The following is a 22,223-nucleotide window of genomic DNA, read 5'->3' as shown; positions in this document are numbered from 1 at the left end:
TCTCTCACTTTCCGCACAATTTTTTAAAAGATTGATTTATTATTTCAAAACCTTTATCAATTTCTTCATTTGAAATAACTAGAGGCGGTAAAAAACGTAGTACATTATCAAATATCCCTGCCCCAATACTTATAAGCCCATTCTTCCAGAATTCATCAATTAATTGTACTGTTAGTTCTTTTGCTGGTTCTTTTGTTATACGATCCGTTACAAGTTCCATTGCAACCATTGCACCAATGCCACGAACGTCACCTATGACTTCGTATTTTAATTGCATTGCATGTAAATGTGACATTATTCTATTTCCAATTTGTTGAGCTCTTTCAACTAGATTTTCTTCTTCCATAATTTCAAATACAGCAAGACCGGCTGCGCATGATAACGGACTTCCTGCAAAAGTCCCACCGATTTGACCCCTTCCAGGAACATCCATAAACTCAGCGCGCCCAACAATCGCACTTAATGGTAAGCCTCCAGCTATTGATTTTGATAATGCAATAATGTCAGGTTCTATATTAAAATGTTCCGTTGCAAACCATTTTCCAGTTCTGCCAAATCCAGTTTGCACTTCATCCATGATCATTAAAATTCCATATTGATCACAAATTTCCCGGATTCGTTTTACAAATAAAATGGAAGGAACAATAAATCCCCCTTCTCCTTGTACTGGTTCCATTACGATTGCCGCTACTTTTTCAGGTGATACTTCCTCTAAAAATTTTTCAAACTGATAGATGACTTGAGAATCCACTTCTTCAGAAGAAACTCCTTCTGCAGCTCTGTAATAGTACGGATACGACAATATATGCATGTCTGAAACGAACGGGCCAAATCCTGCTTTATATGGGTTTTCTTTCGTTGATAAAGACATCGTCATTAATGTTCTCCCATGAAATCCTCGTTCAAACGAAATTACTTTACTTCTCCCTGTTACTTTACGTGCGATTTTTACAGCATTTTCAATCGCTTCCGCACCACTATTTGCAAACATCGTTTTTTTCTTACTTGTTCCTGGTATTTTTTCATTCATTTTCTCTGCTAAAGCAATATAGTTTTCATATGGAGTTACATGAAAACAAGGATGAATAAATGACTTTGCTTGTTCTTGTACCGCTCTTACAACTTTCGGATGACAATGACCAACATTTTGCATTCCAATACCACCAGCAAAATCAATAAACTGATTCCCATCTACATCTGTAATGATCGCTCCGCTAGCTTTTTTTACATATAAAGGTGTTAAATGATATATTCCTGTCGGTACAGCCTCCTCATACCTTTTTTGAAGTACTTTTGAATAACTGCCTGGTAATACGCTCGATTTCAACAATTCCTCTTCACCTCATCTAATCTTTATCATCAATCTATTTCTAATAAAGTGATTATAAATCGCACAAAACCATTGTTCAATTCAATTATTTATATAATAATGATAGGTATATCCTATGATTAAATTTGAGGTGATTCCAATCGAATTACGACAATTAGAATACTTTTTAGCTGTTTCGAAAGAATTGCATTTCACAAAGGCAGCCGAAAAATTAAACATTTCCCAACCTTCACTAAGTCAACAAATACGTGCGTTAGAACATGAAGTAGGAATGCCACTTTTCGATCGAATTGGTAAAATGATATCTTTAACTGAAGCAGGAAAGATTTTATTATCACATAGTAAAACCATTTTTCATGAAGTCGAACAAGCCCGTTCTGCTATCCAGGACTTAAATGGATTACAGTACGGATCCTTAACAATCGGTTCATTGTTAACCGTTGTAAATTATTTACTACCGCCAACCCTTTTACACTTCAATAATCTTTATCCAAACATTGAGCTTTCTGTGTTAGGACTTCGCACAGGAGAAATTCGCGAAAAATTGTTACAAAACGAATTAGATATTGGTATTACATTTCTCCCGGTACAAGATAAAGAAATTGTTTCTATCCCGCTATATAAAAGTGAACTTACATTAGTTATTCCAATCGGTCATCCTTTAAGTGAGCTTGATCACGTGTCTATTAAAGAATTACAGAACTACCCTTTAATCCTTCTACCAAAAAACTTTTATTTAACAGAACTACTTACGACCTATTGTCAAAACTTTAGCTTCAAACCAAAACCAATTTTAGAAATTAGTACGATGGAATCTTTAATTCAAATGGTTTCAAAAGGTATGGGAATTACAGTGTTACCCAAACCGTATATAGACTTTTTGCAAAACGAAAACATTCAAGCTATTAAAATAGAAGATCCTACTCCAACTATAGATATAGGACTGATTTATAGAAAAGATAAATATATGTGCGCTGCAACTCGAGAATTTATTGAACAACTAAAAATAACAGTACATTCTTTACAAAACTAATGGATATTTATAAAAACACTATAAAAACTAATTTATTTTAAATTCTCACTAAAATAAGAACTAGGATACTTTTACAATTAATAGTTTCCTAGTTCTGTGCATCTCTATACTAAATGATTCCCTTTTGCACCAACATCTCTGCGATTTGAACTGAATTCCAAGCCGCACCTTTTAACAAATTATCGGAAACGATCCAAAGATGGAATCCTTTTGGCGTATCAGGGTCTTTCCTAATTCTTCCGACAAACGTATCTATTTTCCCTTCTGCATATAATGGCATTGGATACAGCTGTTCACTAGGGTTATCTTGTAAAATAACACCTGGTGCATCGAGCAGTACTTCTTTAATTTCTGTAACAGTTGTTTCTTTTTCAAGTTCTATATAAACTGATTCTGAATGACCTGATACAACTGGAACACGTACACAAGTAGCTGCCATTTTCAGGTTTGGGTCTTCTAAAATTTTCTTCGTCTCTTGAATCATCTTTACTTCTTCAAAAGTGAAATCATTATCAGTGAATATATCTACTTGAGGCAGTACATTAAACGCAATTGGATAATGCTTTTTATCTTTTTTCACTGGTAATATAGCACTCTTCACTTCTTCACCTGTAAGCATCGACTTAGCTTGTTCTTTTAATTCATGAATCGCATGAATTCCAGAACCTGATACAGCTTGATAAGTGGAAACGATAATTCGTTCTAAACCGAATGATTTTCGGATTGGCTGAAGAGCTGTTACCATCTGTAATGCTGAACAATTCGGAACTGCAATAATACCGTTATGCTCCTTTAAAGTGTGTGAATTAACCTCTGGAACAACGAGCGGTACATCGTGCACCATTCGGTACTCACTTGTGTTATCAATTACGATTGCGCCACTAGAAACTGCGTGATTTACAAATTGTCTAGACACTTCTTCTCCAGCACTGAAAAAGGCAATATCTACACTTTCAAAACTAGTTGTTTTTGCCTCTTGTATTGTAATCTCTCGCCCTTTAAATTGTACTTTCTTACCAGCAGATCGTTTTGACGAAAGGAATGTAACTTCAGCTATATTAAACTTTGTTTCTTGTTCTAACAGTTCAATAATTTTCTGACCTACTGCACCTGTAGCTCCAACAACAGCTACATGATAGCTCTTTTTACTCATTTTTTCTCCTCCAATACTGCTTACATGAATTTCCCCACAACATAATATTAAAAGAAATTTAATCATTTGAAAAATTGAAATACATGATATAATCATTCACAAATCATGATATTAAAAGAGGGGTCACTTATGGAAATGAGACATGTTAAAACATTTTGTGCCATTGTTAAGCATGGCGGTTTTTCTAAAGCTGCTCTTGCATTAGGTTATGCGCAATCTACTGTTACAGGGCATATAAAAGCATTAGAAAACGACTTACATATCCCTCTTTTCGATCGATTAGGGAAAAAAGTACTTCTTACAAAAGCAGGTCATCAATTTCATCCTTATGCATTAGAATTACTTGCTATTTATGAAAAAGCACAAGAAATCCCTCAAAATAATGATTATTTGGAAGGGACGTTAAGTATTACATCTAACGAATCGTTAGCAGTGTACCGTTTACCACAATTATTACGTACTTACAAACAGCAAAATCCGAAAGTAAATATCGTTCTTGAGACTACTACAAATGAACATGCACTGAAAAAGCTACATGAAGGAGAAACAGATGTTATCTTCTTAATTGGTGAAAGTATAGCACATAACGATTTTATTATACGTACTTTTTGTAATGAAACATTCGGATGGATTTTACCTATTCATTCCCCCGTACAGGAAAATCCATTTCGTTTATTACAGGATACTCAGTTTATTTTTACAGAACAAAGCTGCGGTTATCGACCAATGGTCGATCGTTTTTTGCGTCAAAGCGAAAATATTCTAGAAAAAACATTTGAAACTTCTAATGTTGAAGTCATTAAACAAGCTGTTATGTGTGAGTTAGGAATTTCAATTCTTCCTTACATCGTTGTACAAGAGAATTGTCAAAAGGAACAAATACGTTTTCAACCTATCGAAACTCCAGCCGTTATTCAAAGTCATGTAATCTATCATAAATCTAGATGGATTTCCCCGGTACTACAGTCGTTTCTTTCCTTACTAGAGCGAGGCTAAATTATTAAAAATGTGCACAAAAAAAGAGTAACTGTGAACTGCACCCCAATTGTTAGACACCGTCTAACAATTGGAGGTGCAGTTTTTCTATGGTTAAATTTACAGCTGATGAAAAAATACACATCGTTCAACGTTATTTGAACGGAAATGAAAGTTACCGAGAAATTAGTAAAGCGGTTGGTATAAGAGACACCGTAATTTTGAATTGGGTAAACCAATATAAACAAAATGGTGTGGAAGCTTTTCTAAAACGGTATACAAATTACACGCAACAATTTAAACTAGACGTACTAAATTTTATGATCGAAAACGGTACGTCCTTATTTGAAACGGCAGCTATTTTTAATATTCCTGCCCCTTCAACGATTATTGTTTGGAAAAAACAATTCGAAACACAAGGAATCGCTGCCCTTCAATCAAAGAAAAAGGGGCGTCCATCCATGGAAAAAGATTCAAATAAACAATCAAAACAAACACCAGTTGAAGGTTCAGTCGAAGCACTTGAAGCACGTATTCAACAGCTTGAAATGGAAAATGAGTACTTAAAAAAGTTGAATGCCTTAGTTCAAAACAAGGAAAAATCACGAAACAGGACAAAACACAAGTAGTCTATGAATTAAGGCATAAATATTCGGTGAAAGCACTTGTAGAGCTAGCTAACATTCCACGAAGCACGTATTATGATTTAGTAAAGAAAATGAATCGTCCGGATTTAGATGCCGATTTGAAAGCTGAAATTAAAGCGATTTATGAGGAAAATGAAGGCCGTTATGGCTACCGTCGCATTCGTGATGAGTTAACGAATCGTGGTCAAAAAGTGAATCACAAGAAGGTTCAACGCATTATGAAAGAGCTTGGATTAAAGTGTGTTGTGCGTATGAAAAAATATAAGTCTTATAAGGGGAAAGTTGGTAAAACTGCACCCAATATTTTAGCGCGCAATTTTCATGCAGATGCACCGAATCAAAAATGGGTAACAGACATCACAGAGTTTAAATTGTTTGGAGAGAAACTGTATATATCACCTGTATTAGACTTGTATAATGGTGAGATTATTACCTATACAATTGGCTCTAGACCGACGTATTCACTTGTTTCAGAAATGTTAGAGACAGCATTAGAACGTTTACCGGAAAATCACCAACTATTGATGCATTCAGATCAAGGGTGGCATTATCAAATGAAACAATATGCCCGGACACTTGAATCAAGAGGTATTGTGCAGAGTATGTCTCGAAAAGGAAACTGTTATGACAACGCAGTAATGGAGAATTTCTTCGGGATCATGAAGTCGGAATTCCTCTACATAAAAGAGTTTGAAAGTGTAGATCATTTTAAAATAGAATTAGAAAAATATGTAGATTATTATAATACGAAACGGATAAAGGCAAAATTAAAAATGAGCCCGGTGCAATACCGGACTCATTTGGATCAAGCTGCCTAATGAAATAACCGTGTCTAACTTTTAGGGGTCACTTCACTGCCTAAAAAGCACTTACTCTTTTTCATTGATAAGTATATTATTTATTAGCCTGTCCCCCACCTGCAATTAATTTACTACCTGAATATGTACCTTTTTGCATAAACACTTGATTAATTAATTCTTTTTGTTCAGCTTGCGACATTATTCCTTTTCCTTCTCCTAAATTCCCACTTTGCAATTTCCAAATTTTATTATGATCCACATCAACCTTTTCATATTTCCCTTGTTTCCATCGTTCTAAAATATCCACATATGTATTTTTTTGTGCAACATCATTACTATTTATAATTTCAAGTAAACTTTCAATACGTTCTTGTGTGATAAAAATATAGCCCCATTTTTGTTCAGCTTTCGTTTTTTGGTGTGCCATTTCATGTAACGCTGTCTGTATGTTCTCATCTGTCCATTTAAAATTTTTATTAAAACCACTATTAGGTAATGAATGATTGCCATTTTCTAAAAGCTTCGCATCTTCGGCTTTTACATTACTATCAGCTAGCACTTCTACTGCCGGAGCTGCTGGCGTTGACTTTTTCGCAACTGGTTTACTATTATTCAAATAATAAAGCATACCATATGTTAAACCTACTCCGATTACTGCCATACCAGCTATAATACCGATTATTTTAAATAGTGTTTTCATCTCGCTTATTTCCTCCCAAATATCTCTGTTCTTACTACCTCATTATTTCTTATATAAAACAGTTCCTTCATTCAAAATAGTTCATCCCATCCCCTACCATATTATTTATATATATTTCCTTATATTGTATTTCTTTTTTTGTAAAATTGAAAGATTATTCCGTCAAAACCCAAAAATATTCTACAAAATTTCCCTTTATATTTATATGGAAACAAAAAACAACGAGCGCCTTCTACAACACTCGTTGTTTTTACTTTATGCACGATTTTCTTTTAACCACTCCGTAATAGCATCTAACCTCGAAACATCAAAACGTCTATCTTCACATACGTTTAAGCTGTTTAAACTTTTCACAATTTCTAATTCATTCGACTTTATACTTTTTGCTTCAATCAATTTACAGTACCCGTCTGTGACGGTATTTAAATTTTCATAATAACACTGCAACGATTTTGATATATGTAAATGTTTTTCAAAGTTTCTTCTGCTTCTCGTCTCATCAAATTCTTTTCGTTTTCTAAGTTCTTCATCATTCGTGTACAAATAAAAATATTGATCTGGAAAACCAATTTCCCTATTTATCATCTTTTCTTTATAAAAGTTTTCTATTAAAGATAAAGGCTGATTAAATATATCAAAATGAAAACACCAATTATAACTAAGTGGCTGATATATATCCCCATCAAGTATTACTAATTCATATTGCTGCGATTTTTGCACTGCCATATTCCAGCGCTCTACTTGTTTTTCAAACTACCATGTTCTATGTTCATTTTTTGGTCTTTCAAATAAAAAATTCACTTCAGGTATAATGAAGACTCCATAATTGTTTTCTAGTTCACGGCATGTTGTACTTTTCCCAACAGCACTCGCTCCCTCAAACGCTATAATCCCCATAGTTTCTCCCACTTTCATTAACTAAAATCTCGTTGTTTCGCTCTTCTCCCCCATAACTGTCTCCATAAAACAATTGAAGCGATAGAAAGCATTATTGTTGTAATAATACTACCTTCAATCCCAAATGAGCCTCCATGAAGGACTTCATTGCCATTTTTTACAGGTTTAAATAGTGGTGTTGAATATATCGTCATTCCACTAACGGCAAAGCCATAAACGTTATATTGTGCCCAATTCCAAATGGAATGCCATGCACAAATCCCCCAAAGACTACTGTCCTTTAAAACGTAAAAAGCTGCAAATACGCCAACTAATATTATATTCGATATTGAAAGAATTGTAATTCCTGGATTAAGCAAATGAAGAAAACCAAATAAAAAGGACGTCACAACAATTCCAATCCATATACGGCTTCTAACAGAAAGAACTGGGAATAACCAACCTCTTACAACAATTTCTTCAGTGGCCCCTTGTATTAAAAATGCGACTAAAGATCCTACAATACCAAATATAACTGTCATCGTAATTTCTTGCATTTGTAGTTTTACATTTCCTGTTAATATGAGTAAAATTACTGGTATCGAAATGAAAATACACCCTATTAGTGCCCCTCTCAAATACTTTCTCATCCATTGCTCATTCCAAAAACCAATAGATGAAAACGACCTTTTCTCTACAAATTTAATCCATAAAAACACAAAAAATATAGCCCCGCCAAACGTTAATATCATCTCAATATTGCTATAAATTGCCTTCATAAAAGTTGTTTCTGTTTTCGGTAAAAACAGCATAAATAACATAAACAATTCACCTAAAGTTAAAAATACAATTGCAAGTATAACAGCAAAGACAGGGTGAACTTTCCTTCTTCCTTCTTTTGCTGCTTCGATTATTTTAAATTGTTTATTTTGCAATATTCATCCTCCTAATTATTGTAATCATCTTTATTCTTAAAAAATATACCGTTTCCTTTAAACATACTTTTTTATATAAATGATTTCTGTTTGGAATACATTCAGATTAGGAATAATATATAAATAAAAGAGATGTCTTTGTGCGTTTTACCATTATCGCCCAAATTACTCACTGGTATTACCAGCACTTGCTATTTCACACCATTTGTTGTAAGATAGTAATTAAGGTCAATTTAACAATATATTTTCTTTGCATATTATCAAGTATCAATCAGGACCATTTCGTACTCCTTATGGGTTTTTGATAATATGTGAACTTTTATTTTCATTCAAATAAGGCCGATCATATTGTAATCTTTTTAAATTTTAGGAGGCATTACCATGACATTAACAGGTAAAGTAAAATGGTTTAACAGCGAAAAAGGTTTCGGTTTCATCGAAGTTGCAGACGGTAACGACGTATTCGTTCACTTCTCAGCTATCACTGGCGACGGCTTCAAGTCTCTTGACGAAGGTCAAGAAGTTAGCTTCGAAGTTGAAGACGGTAACCGTGGACCTCAAGCTAAAAACGTTGTAAAGCTATAATTCAAACAATAAAAAGGTTGTTACCAGCTCGGTTAACAACCTTTTTAATATATAACTAAAATTTTTTACATAAAAGGAGTGGTTACATGTATCGCAATCGAAAGAACGATGTAGCAGAAGTACCACCAGAACAAACACCTGTTTGGGAATGTGAATCAGAGGATTGTTTAGGATGGATGAGAAAGAACTTTTCATTTGAAGAAGAACCTAAATGCCCTTTATGTAAAAGTAGCATGAAAAGCGGAGAACGTTTATTACCTAAGTTAGGTTAATTTTACTTAACCCCTCTTTTAATAAGAGGGGTTTTTTATTAAATATTTAATTCCTCTACATCTGTTCGCACTATAGAATATAACAATGCATCGTGTTGTTTATTTCCTTGATGAATATAGCCGCGTAACAAACCTTCCTTTTGAAAACCTATTTTAGATAGCATTTTACAAGAAGTAACGTTTTCAGGATATGTAATAGCTCCAATTCTATATAAACCTAAATCTTGAAATCCATAATGAATGATTTCCCCGGCTGCTTCCGAAGCATATCCCTGCCCCCAATAACGCGGATGCAAATCATACCCTATTTCAGATCGTTTACTCCATAATTGTAAATTATTCAACCCAATTGTCCCAATTAAAGTGTTTGTTTCTTTTAACACAATCCCCCATCGTATTGCCTTTTTCTCAAAGTAATTTTTCGAAAAAGATTCAATCATACGTGAAGCTTGGCCAAATTCCGTAAAAGAATTCATACCGTAATAACATGTAACTTCATCCAATGAAAAGATTTCATATATTTTTTGACAATAAGATTGTTCTATTTCAACTAAACGCAAGCGCTCTGTTTCTAATATAGGAAATACCACAGGATCACTCCTTTCTCTCTACTAATTTATTATAGCAGAAAAAATATTCATAATTAGGCAAGTCCTCAATGTCCCACTAATCAAATATTTCTAATGACTCTTTTCCTTTTTATTCTATAACAAGTAAGAGTATACCTTCTTACTTGTTGATTACCGCCTTGGTCATATAATGTAATTTATATTTTGCTTATTTCGCTTTACATAATACCAATATCCCTCCAGATACATCCGTTCGCTCATTATAAGAATAATTTCCATTCTAAAACAACAGACTAATTCATACATTGATGTTAAAATATAGAAAATATTCCATTCTATTATGGAGGTGTAAAAATTCTATGTATATATTCATCAGCTTAGCCCTCTTACTCATTTTGCTTATTTTTTTATTCGCAAAAAAATTCACACCAAACTCATCCATGATGACTAACTTTAAAGGAAATAGCTTTAAGACATTTTCAATTGGTATATTAATCGCTGCCACACTCTCTCTTTCATATGGAATCTATCACGCAGCAACATATCAACCTAGTTATTTAGATATTAAATTACATAACCAAAACTACACCGTTTTCGGTAATGTGGGCGAGTTCGGTTATTTCTCAGCGAACTTACCGAAAAAAGATGTAGAAGTTGAACTGTATTTCGCCTCTTGGGAAACATTACAGTTTAAAAATCCAGAAATATTCATAGATTATCCTTCAGGCAAACAAGAATTTTGGAGAGCAAGTATAGTATCAATATCCACAAATAAACTAAAAGAAAAACACAACATAAAAGAAATTTATCAACTCTCACCATACTCATTTAAAGAGTCTGGAAATATTACATTAACAATAAAAGAGAATAATGGAAGAACTAAAAAAGTTTCCATTCAAGTGAAATAAATAAAAAACTGTCCCTCCAGTAGACTGAATGGACAGTTTTTACATATGTATTCTATATTATTATTTTAACTCTTCACTTAATGTAGTCATTATTTCTTTGGCCGTATTCTTCCCGTTTCCAATACATGCACCAATTCCAACACCGTAATATGAAGCGCCAGCTAAATATACATTAGGATATAGAGCAGTCAATTTTTCATTTAATGCTTGAACCGCTTGATTATGTTCTAAATGATATTTCGGCATTAAATCTTTCCAATTTGTAACTTCAACTACCTCTGGTTCACCTTTAATTCCAAGACTCTTTTCAATATCATATAAAGCGACTCGTACTAATTCTTCTTCACTATAATTTTTGATCGTTTCATATATCGGATTGGTACTCTTATAAAACATTCTTACTAAAAGCTTTTGTGTACCCGATGTATGTTTCCACTTCCGGCTTGTCCATGTACAAGCATCACAATGTAAATCACTGTTTTCTGTTACGATAAACCCTGTACCGTCCGCCGGTAGTTGTTCATCTGGAATGTCAAAACCTAAATAAATACTAATAAGTGATGAATTTTTAAATTTATTAAAATGCTCGTTTAACTCATTAGATTGTAATAAAGTTTGTGCTATATCATGCGGAGCTGCTAAAACAACATAATCAGCTTGGATTGATTCCTGATTTGCAATAGAAATCTCATATTGATCTCCTCGTTTACTTACAGCCGTCGTTACAGCACCTTTTTTTATGACAGTTTCAGTTAACTTGTCTTCTAAGCGATTAATTATCGTAGATAGTCCACCTTTAAATGATACAAACTTTTTATTTCCTGCTGATTGAAATTGCTTTTTATTCTCTTCAAATCCTTTCATAATACTTCCATATTTATTTTTATAATCAAGTAAATACGGTAATGTTGATGCCATTGTAAGCTCATTCAATTTACCAGAATACACGCCTGAAAGTACCGGCGCAATTTGTCTTTCCACTAACTCTTTTCCTAAAAAGCTTTCTAAAAATAGAGCAAGTGATGTATCTTTCGTAAACTCCTTATTTTTCGTTATAAAATCTTTTAAAGCAACAATTTTCCCTTTCGTTGAGACTAGCGTACTGCTAAACAACGACTCGACACTCATCGGAATACCAAATATACTGTCAGAAGGAATTGGGTGTAAAATATTATCAGAATATATGTATGAAATACCCGTTTCGTTATATACCATTTCTTCTTCTAAGTTTAAATCTTTTACAAGCGGCATAACATGTTCATTGCGAGCAACGATAGAATCCGCTCCTGATTCCATAATAAAATCCTGTTCTTCAACACTATGGATTTTACCACCTAAAGACTCTTCTTTCTCGACAAGGATTAAATGTAAATCGATATTATAATCCTTTTTTAATTTTTCTAAATAAAACATAGTAGAAAGTCCCGTTATACCTCCACCGATAACAACAACTGTTTTCATATGTGCTGCGCTCCTAACCGATACAATTAATCATTCTTTTATTATTATACCCAATACTCCTTACATTCGACTAGCGGCTTGCGCATTCTGTAAAAAATTTGACACTATATACGAATACATTTATATACATTTAATCCGTACATAACCATCATTGTAAATGAATATATAAAAAAGAACTATAACATTTACAAATCACGTCATAGTTCTCTCTATTTTAAAAACATAAAGTAATTGATCAGTTTGTCTATTTCTTGACTTAATGCCAGTACTTTTTCATGTTGAATTCCATAATCCGATACTAAATATAAAAGTTCTTCTTTTTTTATTTCAATTACCTTTTCCAATTTTACTAGTTCCATGTCGATTTACTTCTCTCCAAACATAAAATGTATGTTATTTAGTATAGCCTACTTACATAATTAGTAAAAGTAAAATACGTATGTAAAATCTTACATATTTGAAAAAACAATATACTACTAACAAAAAAAGAAACTTATATCCTCCCTTTTTACAGATTATTAAAATTCATTACGAATGAATAACATACCGGAATTGTTCTAAGGTTATACCTTTATATTCCGGAGCTCTCTTTATATGATCAAAATAACTATTAGAGAATTTGAAAACATGTCCAAAATCCCAATCAAATTCACTATAGTCCTTTAGCCAAAATTGATTTTCAGTTGGTAATACGTGAGCACGTTTAGATTCAATTAAAGGCAAATGATCTATAGGAGAATGTAGATTTATTTCAGTATTCAGCATAAGTTTTTTACTAGCACGCAGTACGTATACTAGTTTTAAAAGCGGACGTATCCCTCGTTGAAATACATCTTTATGTCCTAAATCATACATTATATTAATTGCGTGGGAAAAAGTAAGCATATGGCCAATTAAATCATGATGTGATTCTGCTCTATAAATAACCTTAAACTCCGATAGTTCATTTAAAATAAACTTAGATAATTGTTTTGGATTTCTTAATTCACTTTGTATCTCGTCATATATACTTAATTGTTTAACTTCTTTCGTCGTAAAACCAATCCACGATCTACCAGGAATTGTTTTTTGAAATGATAATATAAGATCAGTTATCCCTTCTATCGCTTGATTATTTCCCCATTTTTGTAGCTCTTTCATAGCTAATAAACTTAATGCCGCATAAATGACGTTATGCCCGACCCAATGAAGTTCATCAATTGTATATTCCAATGATTTTATTATCTTTTTTTCAGCACTTTGAAAATCAATTTCTTCTTTACTATCGATGATTTCATCTAAGTTTTTCTTGTTCAGCATCATTTTTGTATGAGAATGCATATTACGAGCTATCTCTTCTTCAATATTATTATCCTTCATGAAAAAATAACTAGCAATTGCAGCTGCCCCGTAATGTGCATGCCAAATATCCTTTGTTTGTTTTTTGCATTGAGAAATAATTGAAAGGCCGCCTTTTAACACACTTTTATTTTCCATTTTCTATCCCCCATAATAAAACTCACTTTATATTCATCCTAAAGATGGCGTTAATACAAATAAAATGTGATTCGATTCATCACTTTTATTCAAAAATCGATGCTTCACGTTTGGTGGGATACGTACAACATCACCTTCTTCTAAAAAATATTCTTTTCCTTCTAATTCCACATAAACTTCCCCTTTCATGACAACCGCAATCTCTTCCTTATCTTCATGTGAATAGTGACTTTCCGTTGTGTTTGCTTTTTTATTTAAATCCATCATTAACATTTCAATACGTGCTTTCATAAAATCAGGTGTTAATACATCATATACAATGTGATCATTATTTTCCCGATATACTTTTTTTCGATCTTTTTTCTTAGAAATGAGTGAGTCTGTATCAATATCATTAATAAAAAGTGTAAATAGCGGCACATTTAATGCTTTCGCAATTAATTCCAATACATTTAAAGAAGGATTAGCATGTCCTCTTTCAATTTGGCTAATCAGTGACGTGCTGATCCCTGCATACTCAGCAAACTCACGAATTGTCATATTATTTTTCTTACGATAACTTAAAACAGTTTGTCCAAGTCGATAGTGAATCAAAATAACTACTCCCTTTCGTCCATCATAATGTATGTTTCATTCCCTTTGTGCTGACTTACTAAACAAGGGCAAATAATCCTTTTCTATCGTCTCCGAGACTTATATACTTACCTTTGTGTATTATATCGCATTAAGTATATTATAATAAACATTCTATCGGAGGGACAGACTTTGAAATCATCTATTTTTTCATATTTCATCTTATTTTTCGGTGTATTCGCCTTATCAACTTCAGCAATTTTTGTGAAATTGGCAGATGCTCCTGCGGCAATTATTGCTTTTTATCGATTATTATTTGCTACAGTAATTCTGTTACCGTTATTACTATTTAATAAAAGGAATCGAAACGAACTAAAAACATTAGCAAAAAAACAATGGGGATTCGGATTTCTATCCGGGCTATTTTTAGCTGCACATTATGTACTATGGTTTGAATCCTTACAATATACTTCCGTAGCAAGTTCTACAGTTATCGTAACGTTCCAACCTTTATTTTCAATGATTGGTGGTTACTTTTTATTTAAAGAGAGATTTACGAAAGGAGCGGTTATCGGTTGCCTCATTGCCATTTCAGGAAGTATCGTCATCGGTTGGCAAGATTTCCAAATTAGTGGCGACGCTTTATACGGAGATATTTTAGCATTTATGGCGGCCGGCATTATTACAGCTTACTTTTTCATTAGTCAACACATTCGTAAAGATTTATCTCTTATACCATATTCGGTAATTAGTTATGGAAGTAGCGCATGCTTTCTCGGTATATTTGCTTATATGCAGCAACAATCTTTCATTCATTACGCTACACAAACTTGGTTGTCCTTTATTGGACTAGCTTTCATTGCAACGATTTTAGGACAAACGATATTCAATTGGTTATTAAAATGGATGAGCGCTACTGTTATTTCAATGAGTATTTTAGGTGAAACAATTGGTACTTGTGTTCTAGCATACTTTATTTTGAGTGAAACCATTACTTTACAACAAGCACTAGGAATTTCAATTATTTTCATTGGATTAACATTATTTTTATTACAACCGAAACTAGCGAATCACACATGACAATTAAAAAAGCATGACATTGATTTGTCATGCTTTTACATATTAATTATGTACAATTAAACCATCAGGTCTAAAACGACTCATCATAATTTCATTTATAAACTTTCCGTGAGCCTTTAAATTCCCTACCTTTACCCCTTCTACTACAAACCCAAATTTTTCATATAGATCTTTTGCTTTCGGATTTGTTTCTAATACACCAAGTTCTACTCTCTCTAACATTAACCAATTATCAGCTAAATCAAGCATTTTTGTAAGAAGTGCTTTGCCAATACCTTTATTATGATATTCACTGTCTACCCCAATAAATAAATCGCCTGAATGAGATCTTCGTCCTGGACTTTGTGTTAAGCCAATAAAACCTACTACTTCCCCGTCATACTCTGCAACAAATTCAAATTGATTTGGTGCTAAGTTTCGAATTCTATTTTCCATAGCGTCTACACGCATGCTAGGTAAGAAAACCATATAAGGTAAAATCTCATCCTGTATACATATACGATGAATTGCTCTAGCATCTTGTATTTCTACTGCTCGTATGTTGATTTCCATATTCCTCCCCCTCCATATAAATAACAATATATTATCATTCTAGAAACCTATATTAAATCATTCCCCACCTGTATTTCTTTATGTTATTTCTACATAATTATTTTGGTATAACACTTAGTTTCCAAACACCTTACCCTAATAACCCTATACTTTAAATTTTCACCTTATTATATAGCTCAAGCAAATTCTCTATTGGAATACCATTTATTTTCATACCAGTTACATCACAATTTACTATTTCAATATTTTTCAGGTTACTATTATGCATTGTACTACCTTCCAAATCACAGTTTTCAAATGAAAGAGGTTCCTTCTCATCTCCAAGACTTGTATTTTTGAATTGCACTCCACCTAATGTCACCAAATTAAATGTACTACTAGAAAGATTTAAATCTGCATATGAAGACCTTCTAAAGTTTATATTCCTAAACTTTGATTGACTTACATTACAATTACTCATATTCATATGCATTATATTACTACCAACAAATGCACTATTTTTTAAATTTACTTGATAATATTCTGTATGAACTAAATTACAGTTTTCGTATTGACCATTTTTCATATCTTTATTTTTAATTAGGTTCTCTTCACCTGCACCTACATTTTTTCTTTTTACATAGCAATACTCATCTTCAGATTTAAAAATGATTTCATAGCCTATTTTTTTATAAAAATGATGATTATTAACTTGTCTACTAGATGTTTCAAGATCCCAAATCCTTATGTTCGGAAATTTTTCTTCTATTAACTTAATAATCCTTGATCCAATTCCTTTTCCTTGAAGAAAAGGCTCTACAAAAATACGATCGATTCTTCCGTACGATTTACCAGAGATCGTAACTATAATTCCCCCGATTATTTTTTCATCCATTATCACTTTGTAAGAATCCAATTCTTCAATTGAATATTTCATCATTTCAACTGAAGAATATCCTGGCGGTTGAATGTTATAATCAATTACATCATCTTGGCCGCATAACCACCGCTTCGCTTCTTCGTCAAATGTTCTTTTCATTATTTCTGTTAACTTTTCAGCATCTAAAATTGTAGCTTTTTCTATAGATATTATTGTCATTTTTATGTTCCCCTTCATCGTTACAATCTCATAACTTTTGTAATCTATATAGTTATAAAATAAAGAAAATTAAAATCAATCACTCTCTCTACTATTAAACTACAAATCAACCTATATTTTCCACTGTTACTTAGTATGAATGAATAAAAGGAAGAGAACATGTAATATACACATGTTCTCTTCTTTTTATTTTACGCCTATTCATTTTCAATTTTATATAATTAAAAATTTGATATTACTTAAAGCCACTCGTTACATGTATTAACTAGTTCCTGTAAATCCTCTATAAAACGACTCGCATGATATCCATCACAAACCGCATGATGTACTTGCAATGAAAAAGGTAGCATTACCTTGCTTCCATCATTGAAATATTTTCCGCAAGTTATAATTGGTAATAGAAAATCACCATCATTATTAATATTTAAATTAAATCCTGTAAAACTAGTCCAAGGTATCCCAGAAATCGGATAAACATTTGGCGGAATATTTTCTTTCGGGAAGAGACCATGAACATTAGCAAAACATTTCATATCCTCTTCATAGTTTTTATAGAAAATGTGGAAATCACTAGAATAATCCGTCCATATACTTGAAAAAGATTTATCACCTTTATGAAAGATTGTATAACTAGGTATCATTTCCTCCCAATACCCTAAAACTCCTTCATCATTAAAACATGTCCGAAATTCTTTATGTTTATTTATCATTCTAGAAATTATATAAATAAAAGTCGGATAAAATTTTATTTCCTTTTGATGTATTTTCTCTAGCATCATCGTAATATCAACATTTGCTGTCATACTAAACGAACACTTTAATTTTAAATAATGTTCAAAATACTGCTCTCTATTCCAATTTTCTCTGTCAATTACATGAAACTTCATTTCATTAGCCTCCTAAAATTTCATTTTTATTTTAGAAGGCTAATTTCCTTGTTTTCACCACACTTGTTCACTCCTTATAGTTTACATTTATACTCACGTTTTTATTTAATTATATAACATTTACAAAAATCCATTCACATATTTCTTGCAATCCATTCACATACTATTAATAATGTGAAACTTTAATCAGTGGGGGGCAGTTGATCCCCCACCTAACCTTCTTTGTTTTTGCCGAATTTTGAGGTGGAGGTCTTACTGCCCGTTAATGCGGGATAAATTAAATGACGTTTGGAGGATTCAAACATGCATGATAAAAATGAAAATAAAAAATTAAATGTTATCGAAAACACTACATCTATTCACAATAATAATACTGCAAATCTAACTAGCGAAGAACAAGCAATGAACGGCTTATACGGAATGCCCGAAACAACAATTGAAGATGCTGATCACGCTGCAGCTGATGATTTGACTTCAAAAAATTAATGAACTACATTGAAAAAAGCCAAGGAAAATATCCTCGGCTTTTTTAACTATGCATCCACCTTTTGTATTTCTTCACTCTTTCTTGAAAGTTTACCTGGCCAAAAAGCAAATCGGCCTAACACAACTGTAATTGCCGGTACAAGTAACGGTCTTACGATAAACGTATCAAGTAAAACTCCAATTGCGGTCACAATACCAAATTGAACTAAAACTTGAATTGGTAACGTACCTAACACCGCAAAAGTTCCTGCTAAAATTAAACCTGCGGATGTAATGACACTTCCTGTTTGTATAACACCATTTTTTACTGCATCCAAGTGATTTTGAGTCTTTCTGTTCTTCCATATTTCTGAAACCATAAAGATATTATAATCTTCACCTAAAGCAACTAAAAATACGAATGCGTATAGCGGTATCGCCCCTTGTATTGCCGGCGCTCCCATACCAAAGTGAAGTAATATCCATCCTGCTCCTAATGCAGAGAAGAATGATAAAACAACTGTTACTATTAAATAAATCATCGCTACAATTGATCGTAAGTAGACAAGTAATAGTAAAGCTATAATACTAATCATTACTGGAATAATAACTGCTTCATCACGTTCCGTAATTTGTTTTGTGTCATATAGTGACGCTGTTTCTCCACCAATCCACAATTGATCTTCAACATCATTAATCCCCGCATCTTTTAATACTTTTTCTACACTATTTTTCAATTTAGGGATTTGATCTAGCGCTTCAATAGAGTACGGATTTTCCGCTAAAGAAATTTCATACATTTGTATTTGTTTATTTTCTTTTCCCTCTTTTGGCTCTTTCACTGTATTTACAAAAGAAAATTTCTCAATCTCTTGCTTAATTGGAAGCTCTTTTCCTTTCGTATTAACAACAACTTTTACTGGCGCTAGTTCCCCAGCTGAAAAATGATCACTAATTAACGTAAACCCTTCACGTGAAGGCATATCCTTCGGAAACGATTCTAAAAGGTCATATGTGTATTGAATACGTGGTACGAATGAAGCTAATCCACCTAATACAAACACAGTTAGCATAATTATTGTCCATGGTCTTCGTACTACAATATCTCCAATTTTATTACTAAAAGAGCCTTTTGATTTTTTAACTTTTATTACTTTCTGTTTCTTTCTTGCAAATTCCTCATTCATCGCAATTGTTCTTGGTATAAACGGAAAGAATGCAGCTCTGCCGAAAATTAATAAAAATGCAGGAAGAATTGTTAAAGCAGCAACCCCCATTATGAATACAGCAACACTGAATGGTACTGCAAATCGATGAAAGGCGCCGTAATGAGCAAGTAATAATGTTCCTAATCCAAGTACGACAGTTAATGCACTCATTATAATTGCCCCACCAGATGCTTTAATCGCAAGTTGCAGCGCTTTATATTTACTTTCTTCTTCTAACAAGTACTCTCTATATCTTGAAATTAAAAATAGACAATAGTCTGTACCCGCGCCAAACAATAATACGGTCATGATTGATATCGCTTGGGCATCTACTTTAATCCACCCATGATCAGCTAAAAAACCAAGTGTAGGACTAATAATACCGTATGCAAAGCCAACAACAAGTATAGGTAAAATTGCTAAAATTGGTGAACGGTAAAGTAAAATTAATAAGACCAATACTAATAGTACAGTAGCGACTAATAATTTCACATCAGCTTGACTAAATAAACTAACAGCATCTGTTTGAATACCTACAGGGCCAGATAATCGAACATGTAAACCAGAGTCCGTTATTTTTTGTTTAAATGGATCAACATCCACCTTACTATTCACTAGTATTCTTACATCTTCAAGATTTCCTTTTAATATATCCGTACCAGCTGATTTATTAAAGAATATCGGTGTGACAAATGATGTACCATCTTTTGATGCACTTTTTGATAATACTTGCTCTGGAATTGTATCAAATGGTGGTAACGTTGATTGTTCTTTTAAAGGGCTAGCTTTTAACTCTTTATAAACGTCCTGTATGAGTTTATAGTCTTTTGACTGTAATCCACCATCTCTATGCCATACTACTAACAACGGATTTCCTGCATTATTAGGAAACTCTTTTTTCATAAGTTCTTCCGCTTGCTGTGACATAGCTGTTTCAGGTAAATTTTTCGGATTTGGTTCTTTCGTACTATTTACTTGTGGCAACGTAAATGAAAGTACTAATGTAATAAGAATCCAAACTGATAAAGTTATCCATTGCGTATTCTTCCCTGCTACAATCCTCCCTAACATATGTAACGGGTGCTTTTTCATAAAAACCCACCTTCCTTTTTTCCTCCAATATTAATTATATATACTGGTCAGTTAATTAATCAAGAAAGATTAAAAATTATGTTATAATTATCTCAATAATAAATGTCAGGAGCGAATGTATTTGGAACAAAAACAACGTCCTCTCGGAAGACCTCGTCAAAATAAAAATACAAAATCTACAAAAGAAATAATTTTAGAAGTTGCAACTCGATTATTTCTTACTCAAAATTATCAAGTCGTTTCCATGGATGAGGTCGCGAAAGAATGCGGTGTTACGAAAGCAACCGTCTACTATTACTATTCTACAAAAGCTGATTTATTTACCGCTACTATGATTCAAATGATGATACGTATAAGAGAGAATATGGATCAAATACTTTCCACGAATAAAACTTTGGAAGAAAGGTTGTTAGACTTCGCTACAGTATACTTACACGCAACGATGGATATTGACATGAAGAACTTTATGAAAGATGCAAAACACTCTTTATCTGAAGAGCAGTTGAAAGAATTAAAAAATGCCGAAGATAACATGTATGAAGTGTTGGAAAAAGCACTTCATAACGCGATGCAACTTGGAGAAATAAGTAAAGGCAATCCTAAATTTGCTGCCCATGCTTTCGTATCTTTATTATCAATTGGGAATTTTAAGGATGAAAATCACAATCCTATTCTTGCAAATATAGATGAGTTAGCACAAGAAATCGTTTCTTTTTATTGGAACGGGTTAGGTCATTCGTATTAAATAAATTCCCTTTAATAAAAGGGCATATTTGAATTTTTCTCAAACATGCTCTTTTATCAATTACGTGTTTTATTTATATACTTACAATTAGATTATTCTTTAGCACAAATTCAAAATTTTTATTTACAAATTTTGAATTTGTGCATTTATATTCCCTTTACTTAATCCCCCATGGTAACAAACTACGGATTCAATATCTAGATTTAAATACTTCTTCAAAGACTGTTGTGCTTCCTGAACATCCAAAGTAGTTGGAGCATGAATTCCTCCTAACATTCCATTTACACTATACATTGAATCCCCAGCGATAAGAGTTTTACTTTGTTTCAAATATAAACTAATATGACCCGGCGTGTGTCCTGGCGTATGGAGAATTAGTATGCCACCGCAATACGGAAGTTCTTGTCCATCAATCACAGTATCACTCACTTTTCCTTTTGGTGGATTCTCCACATTTCCACCTTTCAATAAAGGTAAATCTCCTTCAATATATGGCTTATCTAGCTCGTGCGCATAAACTTTAATATTACTTCCGTAATTCTGCAACAACTTTGGAAGACTACCTATATGATCTATATCCTGATGCGTTAAAATCACGGCTTTTAATTTATCAAACGATACGCCAACTCTCTCCATCTCTACTTGTATATCTTCAATTTGTCCAGGGAAGCCAGTATCTATTAATACTGCCATTTCATCATCCCATAAAAGAATTGGGTGAATAATAAATCCTTGAAATTCAAGTTGTAACATTTCTACTCCTTTAGCAATCTCCATACAGCAATTCTCCTTTATACTGAAGTTTGAAAATATGTACGAGTAA

The 22,223-nt window shown here is 32.8% G+C and carries 23 protein-coding genes and 1 pseudogene; 9 read left to right on the top strand and 15 right to left on the bottom strand.

Translation table 11 applies throughout. The annotated features are described in order from the left end of the window. Positions 1 to 4: 4 nt before the first annotated feature. Positions 5 to 1,330 carry a 4-aminobutyrate--2-oxoglutarate transaminase gene (gene gabT, locus MHH42_RS12045; protein ID WP_070173177.1) on the bottom strand — a complete coding sequence of 442 codons (1,326 nt, stop codon included), beginning with the start codon at positions 1,328 to 1,330 and terminating at the stop codon, positions 5 to 7. 130 nt (positions 1,331 to 1,460) lie between these two features. Here gabT and MHH42_RS12040 point away from each other — a divergent pair, with 130 nt between their 5' ends. Then, on the top strand, positions 1,461 to 2,363 hold the full coding sequence (locus MHH42_RS12040; RefSeq protein ID WP_340894733.1) for a LysR family transcriptional regulator: 903 nt from the start codon (positions 1,461 to 1,463) through the stop codon (positions 2,361 to 2,363). 109 nt (positions 2,364 to 2,472) lie between these two features. Here the strand turns inward: MHH42_RS12040 and MHH42_RS12035 are convergent, their stop codons facing one another. Next, positions 2,473 to 3,516 (bottom strand): aspartate-semialdehyde dehydrogenase, encoded by a 1,044-nt coding sequence (locus tag MHH42_RS12035; RefSeq protein WP_340893415.1) that lies wholly within the window; start codon positions 3,514 to 3,516, stop codon positions 2,473 to 2,475. Positions 3,517 to 3,621: 105 nt separating this feature from the next. On the opposite strand from MHH42_RS12035, the gene MHH42_RS12030 reads away from it, so the two are divergent. Further along, positions 3,622 to 4,512: a LysR family transcriptional regulator gene (locus tag MHH42_RS12030; RefSeq protein ID WP_176519293.1), complete on the top strand. Its 891-nt coding sequence runs from the start codon at positions 3,622 to 3,624 to the stop codon at positions 4,510 to 4,512. Positions 4,513 to 4,601: 89 nt separating this feature from the next. Next, positions 4,602 to 5,956 (top strand): IS3 family transposase gene (locus MHH42_RS12025; protein WP_098827295.1). Its coding sequence is split into 2 segments (ribosomal slippage): positions 4,602 to 5,055 and positions 5,055 to 5,956, totalling 1,356 coding nucleotides; the frame shifts between segments, so codons are not numbered across the junction. Positions 5,957 to 6,032: 76 nt separating this feature from the next. On the opposite strand, the gene MHH42_RS12020 is transcribed toward MHH42_RS12025, so the two are convergent. From MHH42_RS12020 to MHH42_RS12010, 3 genes and pseudogenes are all read right to left on the bottom strand, one after another. Further along, positions 6,033 to 6,638, bottom strand: coding sequence for a PRK06770 family protein (locus MHH42_RS12020; protein WP_000853589.1), 606 nt, complete (start codon positions 6,636 to 6,638; stop codon positions 6,033 to 6,035). A gap of 255 nt (positions 6,639 to 6,893) precedes the next feature. Then, positions 6,894 to 7,535, bottom strand: a pseudogene (locus MHH42_RS12015) (chloramphenicol acetyltransferase). Between the two features lie 17 nt (positions 7,536 to 7,552). Next, a complete protein-coding gene (locus MHH42_RS12010) occupies positions 7,553 to 8,449 on the bottom strand; it encodes a CPBP family intramembrane glutamic endopeptidase (protein WP_001180195.1) in 897 nt (298 codons plus the stop codon). A gap of 381 nt (positions 8,450 to 8,830) precedes the next feature. Between MHH42_RS12010 and cspD the strand changes: the two genes are divergently transcribed. Then, the gene (gene cspD, locus MHH42_RS12005; RefSeq protein ID WP_000176365.1) at positions 8,831 to 9,034 is read left to right on the top strand and encodes a cold-shock protein CspD; all 204 of its coding nucleotides are present in this window, start codon (positions 8,831 to 8,833) and stop codon (positions 9,032 to 9,034) included. Positions 9,035 to 9,120: 86 nt separating this feature from the next. After that, positions 9,121 to 9,306 carry a cold-shock protein gene (locus MHH42_RS12000; protein ID WP_000286203.1) on the top strand — a complete coding sequence of 62 codons (186 nt, stop codon included), beginning with the start codon at positions 9,121 to 9,123 and terminating at the stop codon, positions 9,304 to 9,306. A gap of 38 nt (positions 9,307 to 9,344) precedes the next feature. Here MHH42_RS12000 and MHH42_RS11995 read toward each other — a convergent pair whose 3' ends face one another. Next, positions 9,345 to 9,896 carry a GNAT family N-acetyltransferase gene (locus MHH42_RS11995; protein ID WP_000231763.1) on the bottom strand — a complete coding sequence of 184 codons (552 nt, stop codon included), beginning with the start codon at positions 9,894 to 9,896 and terminating at the stop codon, positions 9,345 to 9,347. 338 nt (positions 9,897 to 10,234) lie between these two features. Between MHH42_RS11995 and MHH42_RS11990 the strand changes: the two genes are divergently transcribed. After that, positions 10,235 to 10,783 (top strand): hypothetical protein, encoded by a 549-nt coding sequence (locus MHH42_RS11990; protein WP_000275259.1) that lies wholly within the window; start codon positions 10,235 to 10,237, stop codon positions 10,781 to 10,783. A 60-nt stretch (positions 10,784 to 10,843) separates the two neighbouring features. On the opposite strand, the gene MHH42_RS11985 is transcribed toward MHH42_RS11990, so the two are convergent. The 4 genes from MHH42_RS11985 to MHH42_RS11970 all read right to left on the bottom strand — a co-directional run bounded on the left by MHH42_RS11985 (position 10,844) and on the right by MHH42_RS11970 (position 14,314). Beyond that, positions 10,844 to 12,244: a protoporphyrinogen oxidase gene (locus MHH42_RS11985; protein ID WP_016108379.1), complete on the bottom strand. Its 1,401-nt coding sequence runs from the start codon at positions 12,242 to 12,244 to the stop codon at positions 10,844 to 10,846. A 209-nt stretch (positions 12,245 to 12,453) separates the two neighbouring features. Next, positions 12,454 to 12,603: an aspartyl-phosphate phosphatase Spo0E family protein gene (locus MHH42_RS11980; protein ID WP_000424361.1), complete on the bottom strand. Its 150-nt coding sequence runs from the start codon at positions 12,601 to 12,603 to the stop codon at positions 12,454 to 12,456. Between the two features lie 169 nt (positions 12,604 to 12,772). Then, on the bottom strand, positions 12,773 to 13,720 hold the full coding sequence (locus tag MHH42_RS11975; RefSeq protein ID WP_016108378.1) for a hypothetical protein: 948 nt from the start codon (positions 13,718 to 13,720) through the stop codon (positions 12,773 to 12,775). Positions 13,721 to 13,753: 33 nt separating this feature from the next. Continuing rightward, positions 13,754 to 14,314, bottom strand: coding sequence for a helix-turn-helix domain-containing protein (locus tag MHH42_RS11970; protein WP_000582249.1), 561 nt, complete (start codon positions 14,312 to 14,314; stop codon positions 13,754 to 13,756). Positions 14,315 to 14,485: 171 nt separating this feature from the next. Here MHH42_RS11970 and MHH42_RS11965 point away from each other — a divergent pair, with 171 nt between their 5' ends. Then, positions 14,486 to 15,373, top strand: a complete 888-nt coding sequence (locus MHH42_RS11965) for a DMT family transporter (protein ID WP_016108377.1) — start codon at positions 14,486 to 14,488, stop codon at positions 15,371 to 15,373. A gap of 42 nt (positions 15,374 to 15,415) precedes the next feature. Here MHH42_RS11965 and MHH42_RS11960 read toward each other — a convergent pair whose 3' ends face one another. The 3 genes from MHH42_RS11960 to catA form a co-directional block, all read right to left on the bottom strand. Next, positions 15,416 to 15,925 carry a GNAT family N-acetyltransferase gene (locus tag MHH42_RS11960; protein ID WP_016108376.1) on the bottom strand — a complete coding sequence of 170 codons (510 nt, stop codon included), beginning with the start codon at positions 15,923 to 15,925 and terminating at the stop codon, positions 15,416 to 15,418. A gap of 151 nt (positions 15,926 to 16,076) precedes the next feature. Then, complete coding sequence (locus MHH42_RS11955) at positions 16,077 to 17,021, bottom strand: GNAT family N-acetyltransferase (RefSeq protein ID WP_139138322.1); 945 nt, start codon at positions 17,019 to 17,021, stop codon at positions 16,077 to 16,079. 221 nt (positions 17,022 to 17,242) lie between these two features. Then, positions 17,243 to 17,890, bottom strand: coding sequence for a type A chloramphenicol O-acetyltransferase (catA, locus tag MHH42_RS11950; RefSeq protein ID WP_000668560.1), 648 nt, complete (start codon positions 17,888 to 17,890; stop codon positions 17,243 to 17,245). Between the two features lie 303 nt (positions 17,891 to 18,193). Here catA and MHH42_RS11945 point away from each other — a divergent pair, with 303 nt between their 5' ends. After that, positions 18,194 to 18,376: a DUF4021 domain-containing protein gene (locus MHH42_RS11945; RefSeq protein ID WP_016108374.1), complete on the top strand. Its 183-nt coding sequence runs from the start codon at positions 18,194 to 18,196 to the stop codon at positions 18,374 to 18,376. Positions 18,377 to 18,423: 47 nt separating this feature from the next. On the opposite strand, the gene MHH42_RS11940 is transcribed toward MHH42_RS11945, so the two are convergent. Beyond that, positions 18,424 to 20,655 carry an MMPL family transporter gene (locus MHH42_RS11940; RefSeq protein ID WP_070173173.1) on the bottom strand — a complete coding sequence of 744 codons (2,232 nt, stop codon included), beginning with the start codon at positions 20,653 to 20,655 and terminating at the stop codon, positions 18,424 to 18,426. A gap of 121 nt (positions 20,656 to 20,776) precedes the next feature. Here MHH42_RS11940 and MHH42_RS11935 point away from each other — a divergent pair, with 121 nt between their 5' ends. Next, positions 20,777 to 21,400: a TetR/AcrR family transcriptional regulator gene (locus MHH42_RS11935; RefSeq protein ID WP_000436003.1), complete on the top strand. Its 624-nt coding sequence runs from the start codon at positions 20,777 to 20,779 to the stop codon at positions 21,398 to 21,400. Between the two features lie 123 nt (positions 21,401 to 21,523). Here the strand turns inward: MHH42_RS11935 and MHH42_RS11930 are convergent, their stop codons facing one another. Next, positions 21,524 to 22,177: an MBL fold metallo-hydrolase gene (locus tag MHH42_RS11930; protein WP_016108372.1), complete on the bottom strand. Its 654-nt coding sequence runs from the start codon at positions 22,175 to 22,177 to the stop codon at positions 21,524 to 21,526. Positions 22,178 to 22,223 lie beyond the last annotated feature (46 nt).

It is taken from the genome of Bacillus sp. FSL L8-0099, from assembly GCF_038006385.1.
In the GTDB taxonomy this organism is placed as follows: Bacteria; Bacillota; Bacilli; order Bacillales; family Bacillaceae_G; genus Bacillus_A; species Bacillus_A toyonensis.
Note: the sequence above shows the minus strand (reverse complement) of the source record. Positions and strands in the feature narration are given on the sequence as shown.

Excerpts from the sequence above, each read along its gene's own strand:
- MHH42_RS12035 (WP_340893415.1), bottom strand. The coding sequence starts at position 3,516 with ATGAGTAAAAAGAGCTATCATGTAGCTGTTGTTGGAGCTACAGGTGCA.
- MHH42_RS12030 (WP_176519293.1), top strand. The coding sequence starts at position 3,622 with ATGATATTAAAAGAGGGGTCACTTATGGAAATGAGACATGTTAAAACA.
- MHH42_RS12020 (WP_000853589.1), bottom strand. The coding sequence starts at position 6,638 with ATGAAAACACTATTTAAAATAATCGGTATTATAGCTGGTATGGCAGTA.
- cspD (WP_000176365.1), top strand. The coding sequence starts at position 8,831 with ATGACATTAACAGGTAAAGTAAAATGGTTTAACAGCGAAAAAGGTTTC.
- MHH42_RS12000 (WP_000286203.1), top strand. The coding sequence starts at position 9,121 with ATGTATCGCAATCGAAAGAACGATGTAGCAGAAGTACCACCAGAACAA.
- MHH42_RS11990 (WP_000275259.1), top strand. The coding sequence starts at position 10,235 with ATGTATATATTCATCAGCTTAGCCCTCTTACTCATTTTGCTTATTTTT.
- MHH42_RS11985 (WP_016108379.1), bottom strand. The coding sequence starts at position 12,244 with ATGAAAACAGTTGTTGTTATCGGTGGAGGTATAACGGGACTTTCTACT.
- MHH42_RS11980 (WP_000424361.1), bottom strand. The coding sequence starts at position 12,603 with ATGGAACTAGTAAAATTGGAAAAGGTAATTGAAATAAAAAAAGAAGAA.
- MHH42_RS11975 (WP_016108378.1), bottom strand. The coding sequence starts at position 13,720 with ATGGAAAATAAAAGTGTGTTAAAAGGCGGCCTTTCAATTATTTCTCAA.
- MHH42_RS11960 (WP_016108376.1), bottom strand. The coding sequence starts at position 15,925 with ATGGAAATCAACATACGAGCAGTAGAAATACAAGATGCTAGAGCAATT.
- MHH42_RS11955 (WP_139138322.1), bottom strand. The coding sequence starts at position 17,021 with ATGAAGGGGAACATAAAAATGACAATAATATCTATAGAAAAAGCTACA.
- catA (WP_000668560.1), bottom strand. The coding sequence starts at position 17,890 with ATGAAGTTTCATGTAATTGACAGAGAAAATTGGAATAGAGAGCAGTAT.
- MHH42_RS11945 (WP_016108374.1), top strand. The coding sequence starts at position 18,194 with ATGCATGATAAAAATGAAAATAAAAAATTAAATGTTATCGAAAACACT.
- MHH42_RS11940 (WP_070173173.1), bottom strand. The coding sequence starts at position 20,655 with ATGAAAAAGCACCCGTTACATATGTTAGGGAGGATTGTAGCAGGGAAG.
- MHH42_RS11930 (WP_016108372.1), bottom strand. The coding sequence starts at position 22,177 with ATGGAGATTGCTAAAGGAGTAGAAATGTTACAACTTGAATTTCAAGGA.